The organism is Halorussus sp. MSC15.2 (assembly GCF_010747475.1).
In the GTDB taxonomy this organism is placed as follows: domain Archaea; phylum Halobacteriota; class Halobacteria; order Halobacteriales; family Haladaptataceae; genus Halorussus.
In genome coordinates this window covers 1-8,725 of record NZ_VSLZ01000014.1, presented here as the reverse complement: position 1 = coordinate 8,725, position 8,725 = coordinate 1, and the positions used below count along the sequence as shown (strand labels likewise).

General features: G+C 60.1%; 5 protein-coding genes and 1 CRISPR repeat array. All 5 genes read left to right on the top strand.

Annotated features, from left to right (window positions below; all coding sequences use genetic code 11):
• Positions 1–2: 2 nt before the first annotated feature.
• Positions 3–298: a CRISPR direct-repeat array (repeat unit 30 nt; unit sequence GCTTCAACCCCACAAGGGTACATCTGGAAC).
• A 265-nt stretch (positions 299–563) separates the two neighbouring features.
• The gene (gene cas6, locus FXF75_RS21900; protein WP_163524190.1) at positions 564–1,385 is read left to right on the top strand and encodes a CRISPR-associated endoribonuclease Cas6; all 822 of its coding nucleotides are present in this window, start codon (positions 564–566) and stop codon (positions 1,383–1,385) included.
• On the top strand, positions 1,382–3,541 hold the full coding sequence (gene cas8b / locus FXF75_RS21895; RefSeq protein WP_163524189.1) for a type I-B CRISPR-associated protein Cas8b/Csh1: 2,160 nt from the start codon (positions 1,382–1,384) through the stop codon (positions 3,539–3,541). The genes cas6 and cas8b overlap by 4 nt, the downstream gene beginning before the upstream one ends.
• A 68-nt stretch (positions 3,542–3,609) precedes the next feature.
• Positions 3,610–4,662, top strand: a complete 1,053-nt coding sequence (gene cas7b, locus FXF75_RS21890) for a type I-B CRISPR-associated protein Cas7/Csh2 (protein WP_163524192.1) — start codon at positions 3,610–3,612, stop codon at positions 4,660–4,662.
• A 9-nt stretch (positions 4,663–4,671) separates the two neighbouring features.
• Complete coding sequence (gene cas5b, locus FXF75_RS21885; protein ID WP_309221887.1) at positions 4,672–5,520, top strand: type I-B CRISPR-associated protein Cas5b; 849 nt, start codon at positions 4,672–4,674, stop codon at positions 5,518–5,520.
• A 6-nt stretch (positions 5,521–5,526) separates the two neighbouring features.
• Positions 5,527–8,478 carry a CRISPR-associated endonuclease Cas3'' gene (locus tag FXF75_RS21875; protein WP_240334888.1) on the top strand — a complete coding sequence of 984 codons (2,952 nt, stop codon included), beginning with the start codon at positions 5,527–5,529 and terminating at the stop codon, positions 8,476–8,478.
• Positions 8,479–8,725 lie beyond the last annotated feature (247 nt).

Sequence of the window (8,725 nt, the reverse complement as noted above, 5' to 3'; positions counted from 1 at the left end):
CGGCTTCAACCCCACAAGGGTACATCTGGAACAACCGTTCACGAGCGAGACCGTCCGGTTACCCTGCTGGCTTCAACCCCACAAGGGTACATCTGGAACCAGCTGGCCCGCTCCACTTCGGACAGACCCATTCACGCTTCAACCCCACAAGGGTACATCTGGAACGACGACGGTCTCGGCGGTCTCTCCGTCGTCCAGAATGCTTCAACCCCACAAGGGTACATCTGGAACAGAAGAAACGGATGCGCGACCGCGACGAGCAGGATGAGCTTCAACCCCACAAGGGTACATCTGGAACCATGCCGGATTTCCCAGCTTGATAGGCTCTCGTGGGCGAACCCATACAAGTGTTTCCGTCGACCTCCAATTCACCCCGAACCCCCCGGGGGTCGACGGAGAATCACGGCCAATAGAATAAGATTTTGTCGAGTAGTTTCCCTCGCTGGGGGTGTACTATTACCGCGGTGACCTGTTCCTCGAGCACAACATTCATTTGGTGTCCCTTCCGAGGGGTGTTCGTATGCAATGGTTAGGTTGAATGAACGTTCTCGGAGGTGGGGAGAATGCGACTCCTAATTCGCCTCCGTGCGCAGGCCGACGCGGCGTACGATAATTCGCACTTCCACGAACTCCGCGGGCGGCTGTGGAAAGGACTTCGAGGAACCGAGTACGACGAGTTGCACGACGCTGAGCGACCGGTTGGTCTTTCGTTCTCGAACGTCTTTCCGTGGGGCGACATCGAGGAGGGCGACGAACGAACGGTACTCGTCGCCGCGACAGACCAAGATGTCCTTCAGGCTATCGCCGAGAGCGTTATTACCGACCGAAAGTTCAACGTCGGCGAGATGCCGTTTCGCGTTGAAGAGGTGACGACCGTCGCTCCCGACGTCGGAGAACCCGGAACGCGGGGTACTCTCGAAACCGGGACAGGCGTCCTTGTCCGCATCCCGCCATGGCAGGCCGACAAGTACGGTATCGAAAATGAGGGCGACGAGGCAACGTTCTGGCAACCGGAATACTCGCTGGAGCCGTTCAAGACCCAGCTTGAGAACAATCTCGACAAGAAGCACAGGCTGTTCTGTGACGACCATCTCCCCGGTCCAAGCGAACGGGACGGTGACCTCTTCGACGAGTACAATCTCATCAAGACCTTCGCTGTCCCGGTCGAAGTAACACAGGGCGTTGAGATGACCTACGTTCTGAGCAAGTGGCGATTCGGCTATCGAGTCCGCGACGACCATCACCGTCGCCACCTCAACCTTGCACTTGACGCGGGCATCGGCGAGCGGAACGCCCTCGGTCTCGGCTTCCTGAACATCGAGAAAGATTCGAAGCAACTGCCGGGTGCGACATCCAGTGCGGCGACGGATGGTGGCCAGCGATGACGGAACTCCACCCCGAGACGTTCGAGGAGTACCATCCCGGCGGGCCAATTTCGTCGCTCCGACGACTCGAAGTCTTGTACGGTGCGATAACCGAAGCCGCCGAGGGCGAAATCGACAGCAAATACGACCTGTACCATACGCCCGGCGAACTGGACGAGTTCGTAGTACAGGACAACGAGAATCGGTATCTCGTCACGCTCGAAGTAGACGTGACTGGCGATAGCCCGGAACTCAACGGGATTAGCGCCGACCCGCTGCAGCCGAGCGACGTAGCCAAACTCGGGTATGCGCGGTATCCGTGGGGCCGAGGAATCGACCACAGTATCACCGAGCGCGGCGCGAAAGGCGGTTGGAACATCGATAAGACGGTCCGGTACAGTAGTGAGAAACTCGAAAAGTGGTCGAATGCCAGCGGAAAGGAAGAAGCGGTTGGTCGCGTCGCCGACGAGAACCCGGACGGCTGGGTTATCCGCGACCTCCAGACGCTTAGCTCCCGCGACGACATAGCGGACGAAATCGAACAACACCTACGCCCGGCGTTCCCGAGCGCCGACTCCCCAAGGGTTGTAGCGACCGTCGCAATCAAACTCGACCCCGATTCGCTCGAAGCGCCGCCGGAGGGAACGCCAGAAAACGGCTACTACTACCCCGGTCAACTCCCCATCCTGAACGACGGGATGGTCGCGCGCAAGAACCACAAACTCGCCACGAAGAACGTCCCTTCGCCTTCGAAAGGCGAGGGGACTTGTATGGTGACTGGCGAACGCGGCGAGGTGTTCGGGACTGCTGAGGACCCGCTTGCGTTCTTCACCGTCCAGCACTCCGAGAAATTTGCGAATCTTAAGAAGGTCGAGTCGTGGCGGTCCCACCCGGTTTCTTCGGAGGCCGCATTACTGCTTCAGTCCGGTACCTCGCTGGTCGAGAACTGCAGTCGCACCCGCGATGGTCTCCGGGTGTACACGCTCCCGTACGTCGTCGATTGCGACCACGGGTCCGCCGAGTGGCTCTACGGCGCTATCGAGGACGCCGACGAGACGAGCATCCACCGAATTCAACAACACGCTGAAAACGTTGACGAGTCGTTCGCCGAGGCGCTTCGGTTCTACGTCATCGGCGTCCGCAACGACAGCGGGGACATCAACGTCCTCCACGAAGTGCCGAATGTCGATATCTACTGGCCGCGCGAGGTTGGGAAAGCCCATCTTGACGTACTGGAAAGTAGTCTGTTCGGTTCGGCCGCGGGATTCCACCGACCTGACCCCGACGGTTGGCGGCACATCGCCGAGGCGACTCAGACGGAGGACGTAGTCAAAGCGATTACCAGCGGACGTTACGCCCGGGATACGCTGGCGTTCTCCGACGCTGACGCCCCGACGAGCAACGACCCCCGCGAGTGGCTCGTAACTGCGCTGTTGACCGGTGAGTCGGTCCCCGCCGACAAATTGCTTTCGCAGTACGTCGAACGAATTGCGTCCGCCACGAACCCTGAAGACGAGAACTTTCCGACGTATCTGGTCCTCACGCAGTACGCTCAACTTGAAGCGCTCGCTCGTGCGGACCTTCTCTCTACACCTGACGACCGACCCGAACTCAAAGCTACACCACGAACGACAATGAACGAGACAACCGGCCCGTTGGACTTCGGCGACTCGCTTCCGGACCCAACCGACCTCGAACCGGACGGGAATGTGAAACAGTATCATGCGCGAAAGTATCGCTTGGAGCGCTTCCTCGAAGAGCGCGATGCATTTCAAGACAACGACGAACGATGCGGTGCATTCCTCTTCGGCGTCTTCCTCGGAGAACTGGCTAACCATCAGTCGTACAACCGCGATATGAACCGGACACTCAGGGACCAGCATCCCGCCGACCGGATAACCGCAGAGCGGATGCACCGGGTGTATCCCGACCTCCAGCAACGTTCAGGGGTCTACGCGAACGGCGACCAACTGTTCCCGGAAACCGAGCGGTTGCTGAAGGACGTATTTGCCGAAGCACCACCGGACGACTGGAGCCTCCCGGTCGAGGACGTGCGGTTCTTCTACGCCCTCGGACTCGCGTACGGTTCCGACGCGCAAAGTCAAGCGAAACAACTCCGGAAAGACCTCGGCGTCTACGAGGACGAGGATGAATCCGGCGACTCGACTGACGAATGACTGACTTGAACGCGACGTTCGACAAGTACGACCAAGCGACCACCCACACGGACACATCAACTCCAACCATGACTGACAACACCGTCGAAAACCGCTCAGAAATCGTCTTCATTACCGACGCACAGGACTGCAACCCGAACGGCAACCCGCTCGGCGAGAACCGACCGCGGAAGGACCCTATCACGGACCAAGCAGTCGTGACCGACGTACGACTGAAACGCTACCTTCGCGACCAACTCGATGCCGACGACCACGGCGTATTCATCAAGAAAACCGGCGACGAGAGCGAGGTTCGCGCACGACTCGCGCTCGACGTACTCGGCGACATCGACGATGCGGATGCCATCGAAGAAATCGAGGATATCCGCGACGACTTCCTCGATGCCGCGACTGACGTGCGGTACTTCGGCGCGACCCTGAGTTTCAACGCCGACACTGACGACGACCTGCTCGACGCCGTGGCCGAGGCCTTCGACGGCGGTAACTACACCGGCCCGGTCCAGTTCTCGCCCGCGCGGTCGCTCAACGCGGTCGAAGAGAACGAAGAGTCGAACACGCTCACCAGCGTCATCGCCACACAGGACGACAAGAAGACAGGCGGCTTCGACCTCGATGACAACCGACTGAAGTACGCTATATTCCCGTTCCACGGGCTGGTGGACGAGAACGGTGCGAGCGACACGAAGCTCACCCGAACTGACGTAGAGCGTCTCGACACACTCTGTTGGCGAGCGATGAAGAATCAGACCATCTCCCGAAGCAAGATGGGACAGGAGCCACGGCTCTATGTCCGTGTCGAGTACGCAACCAACGGCTACCACGTCGGCGACCTCCACAACGGATTCGACCTCGATGCCGAACGGTCGAAGCCTGAGCCGGAACTCCGGAACGTCACCGACGCGACGCTCGACGTGACGAAGTTCGTGAACCGGCTTGCGTCCGTAAACGATCACGTCGAGACGGTGCACTTCGTCGGCGACGAGTACCTCGACGTGAGCTATAACGGCGAACAGTACGGCACGGCGGCCGACCTCGACACGCTTCTCGAAGACCACGGCGTTCCGACGCGCGAAATCGAGGTGTACAATGAATTCGAGCAGACGCTCCCTGCGGATGAGTGAGGATTGAACGTGACTAACGCGAACGCCGGGGCGATGGACCCGGCCCCGGACCGGAGCGAGGCGCCGCCGGAACTCACCGACGGCGTCCCAGACTCGTGTCTCGTCTGCACGGTGCGCGGGGACTGGGCGCATTTCCGCCGCATCGACCGGACGGTCACCAAGCAGACGTATCGCCTTCCACCGCGAACGACCGTCGCGGGGCTACTCGCCGCTATCGTCGGTGTCGGCCGTGACGAGTACTATGACGTGTTCGACCCGGCGGTCTCAGCGGTCGGCATCGAAGCCGTCGGCGACCTCCGCACCATGACGCAACCGAGTCTCGGTGTCGGAACGAATCCCAAGGAGACCTTCGGTACAGTCGGCAAGACCAGAGGAAAAGGGATTTCGGTGTCGTTTCCGGATACCACCGACAACCGCCAGATTCACAGCTACGAGTACATCGTGGACCCGGCGTACCGGCTCTACATCGCGGTTGAGGACGAGGCGTTTCACACCGCGCTCAAGCACCATCTCGAACGCGGAACGTCGCACTATCCGCCGTCGCTCGGACTCTCGGAACTACTCGCTCGCGTCGAGACACCCGAGTCCGGTGTCGAACACGACGTAACTGCTGTTTCCACGGACGATGAGACCGTCACGGTTGATTCCGCGATTCCGGAGGCTGTCGAGACCATCATCCCAAGTGCGGGGGCGTCACACCACGTTGAGCGGCTTCCCGCCGCTATGGAAGCAGACGGGCGAAACCGCCGGACGACCGAGTTCACCGACTACGCGTTCACCGATGAGGACGCGCTGAAGGCCTCGGGTGACGGTCTCTCACTCGGCGAAGTTGATGGGCGAACAATAGCGTTCTACTGACAATCGATGAACGCTGACCGTCTTTCCGACGAAATAATCTCTCGGCGGCGCGAGGACGACGACCGCGGTGACGAACTGTTGGTAGACCACGCCGTCGAGGTTGCCGACCGAACCGTCTGGCTCGGCCGGTTCGAGACAGGGACGAGCCAGCGAGCTAACTCTGGAAGAAACGCGGAGGTATCTAAAGGTAGTAAAAAGAGTTCTGAAGAAAATAAAGAGCTTTTCGAAGCCGACATCGCGCGGTGTGTGGGCTGGTTGCATGACTTCGGTAAGGTCGCACCTGCGTTCCAGTTGTATGTGCGAGACGAGTATCCGCAGAATGGCCGACAACGTTACACTTACCACGCCCGACTCGGTGCGTTCGCGGCGTACTACGCCCTCGGCAAGATGGGGGCTAGCGAGCGCGACCGACTCGCCGCGTGGGGTGCGATTCTCCGCCACCACGGTCGCCTCCCCGACTTCGCCGAGGCGACATTTCAAGCGGTGAACAGCGAGCAGAACCAAGAGGGGCATTGGGCCGGACCGCAAATCGAGCAGGTCCAAGCATACGGTCCGAATCGTGACGTGGCGGCGACGCTCCTCGAGAAGGCGTCTGGCGGAACCGTCTCGTGGGACGGATTCGTCGACGCATTCGAGAGCGGAACACTACTCGAAGAACTCCGCCGAGAAGTCAGCACAGGACCGAAAGCGTTGAAACCCGATTCCGGACAGCTCCCTACCGACCTCTACGACCGAATTACCCGACTCTGGAGTTCGCTGACGTTCGCCGACAAGACCGCCGCGGGCGAGGTCGAGCGAGCGAAACTCGAACCGCGGACGTTGGAACTCGACCGATTGGAGAGCCATATCGAATCGCTACAGGACGACCCGGACTACGAAGACGAGGGCGACGACAACCGCGATATCGACGTGGGCGACATCGACCCGACTGACGAGGCGTCGCTCAACGTCCTCCGTGAGGCGGCGCGGCAGCGCGTCCGAGCGAACGCGCCAAAGTTAGCTGACAGCGAAGTCGGAACGCTCACGCTCCCCACCGGACTCGGCAAGACGTTCACCGGAATCACTGGTGCATTCGAACTCCGCGACACGCTCACAGACCTGCACGACCGAGACACGAAACCGACCGTCGTGTACGCACTCCCCTACACGTCCATTATCGAACAAACACGCGATATCTTCGAGGACGAAGACATCTTCGACGCCGACCCGCGGAGCAACGCATTCACCGTCCACCACTACCTCGCAGAGACAGTGACGTACACCGACGCCGAAACTGACCCGGAGTCCGGCAACGGCGAGAAGGACGTGAACTGGTCGAAGGCCGAACTGCTCGGCGAAAGTTGGCGGTCGGGCGTCGTTCTCACGACGTTCGTCCAACTTTTCGAGAGCCTCGCCGGACCGACGAACGGACAGGGACTGAAACTTCCTGCGCTCCACGACGCCGTTATCGTCCTCGATGAACCACAGGCACTTTCAAAGCACTGGTGGGACGCGATACGCAGACTCACCCGACTACTAATCGACGAGTACGACGCTCGCGTCATCTCGATGACCGCGACTCAACCGACCTTGTTCACCGAAGGAGATTTCGATACACGGTCGTTGCTGGCATCGAACGCGGACACGTCCGAGACAGCACCGTCCGCGGACATCCCTGGCGATGGGAGTTCGTTTGAGCGGCAGGCGTCGGAGGCCGTCGCACGTGTTCGCTACGATATCCATGAGTCCGTCGAGACAGCCACATCGAACTCCGGTGGAACGCCACTCTCTCACGAAGCGGCGGCGTCAGAAATCGTGGACGCGACAGGGGCATTTTCTGGCGAGTCCGCCGACGGGCGTTCGGTTCTCGCGGTCTGTAACACCATCGGCAGCTCGCGGGAACTAACCGACTGCATCGAAAACGAATTCTTGTCGAACGGTCATCCTGCGACCCACGTCGGCGAAACCTACAAGAGCGTTCTCCGCGAGCTGGATACGAACACGGACGAACTCCCCAACCACGAGGCACTCACCGCTCGAACGCTCCGCGAACTCGGCTTCAAGAGGAACATCGGTAGCGACGAGTGGCACCCCACCAGCGATTGCTCGGGAAAACGATACGTTGCGACGTTCAACTCCCGATACCGCCCACTTGACCGCCGCGTCCTCATCGCAGTCGCCGACATACTCTCGACCGCTAACGTCCCGTTCGCGTTCGTCTCTACGCAAGCCATCGAAGCAGGCGTGGATATCAGTTTCGCGCGAGCGTACCGAGACATCGCACCGCTCGACAGCGTCGTCCAGACCGCCGGCCGATGCAACCGGTCATTCGAGTGGGGTCCAGAGAACGGCAAAGTAATAGTCTGGATGCTCGCTCCCGTCGAGGACGACGAGTCCGAAGACGATGCACAAGACCGAAAGCCGCCGTCGAAATACGTCTACGACGGAAATCTCCTACAGGACGCCGCCGAGATACTCTTCGACTGCCGCGAAAGCGAGGGCGCGACGCTCTCCAGCGTGACGCTCGAACACGAGGCGATTCCGCGCTACTTCAAAGCCATCGAGAGCCACTCGCTATCAACCGAGAAACTTGTCAAGTGCATCGACGCGAGCAACGCGGAAGAACTCGGCCGCCGGTCGCTCATCGAAGACGGCTACGAAACCGTTGACCTTCTTGTCGCTGTCACCGAAACAGACGAGCAGCGTCTAGACGACCTCGGCGATGCATTCCAACAGCACGCAAGCGAGGGCTTCAGTCAACTCGCTGACCTCGCGGAACTTCGTGTGTCCATTCCAGTTCGAGACCTCGAAGAGTCCCTTCCGACTCACGTTCCTGCCGACCGTTCCGCACGGACCGATAGTGACGGTATCGACGTGTTCGTTCATTATGGAAAGGAGGGATACGGCGCGTACAAACTCGACGGTGGCGGATTCGTCGCTGACGATGGCGGTGGCCCATCGAGTCGAATCCATCGATAATTATTTGGCTGTCACTCCGTCGACCCCCCAGGGGTTTGGGGTGAATTGGAGGTCGACGGAAACACTTGTATGGGTTCACCCACGAGAACACGTGTGGCCGGTGATTCCGGCATGGTTCCAGATGTACCCTTGTGGGGTTGAAGCGAAGACGCGGTTCGCCGAATCGCTGACGCGGAGGTCGTTCCAGATGTACCCTTGTGGGGTTGAAGCACCTCCTCGATGTGGTCGCCTTCCTGTTCGATGTGGA

Coding starts and splice junctions, on each gene's coding strand:
- cas8b (WP_163524189.1), top strand. CDS start 1,382: ATGACGGAACTCCACCCCGAGACGTTCGAGGAGTACCATCCCGGCGGG.
- FXF75_RS21875 (WP_240334888.1), top strand. CDS start 5,527: ATGAACGCTGACCGTCTTTCCGACGAAATAATCTCTCGGCGGCGCGAG.
- cas7b (WP_163524192.1), top strand. CDS start 3,610: ATGACTGACAACACCGTCGAAAACCGCTCAGAAATCGTCTTCATTACC.
- cas6 (WP_163524190.1), top strand. CDS start 564: ATGCGACTCCTAATTCGCCTCCGTGCGCAGGCCGACGCGGCGTACGAT.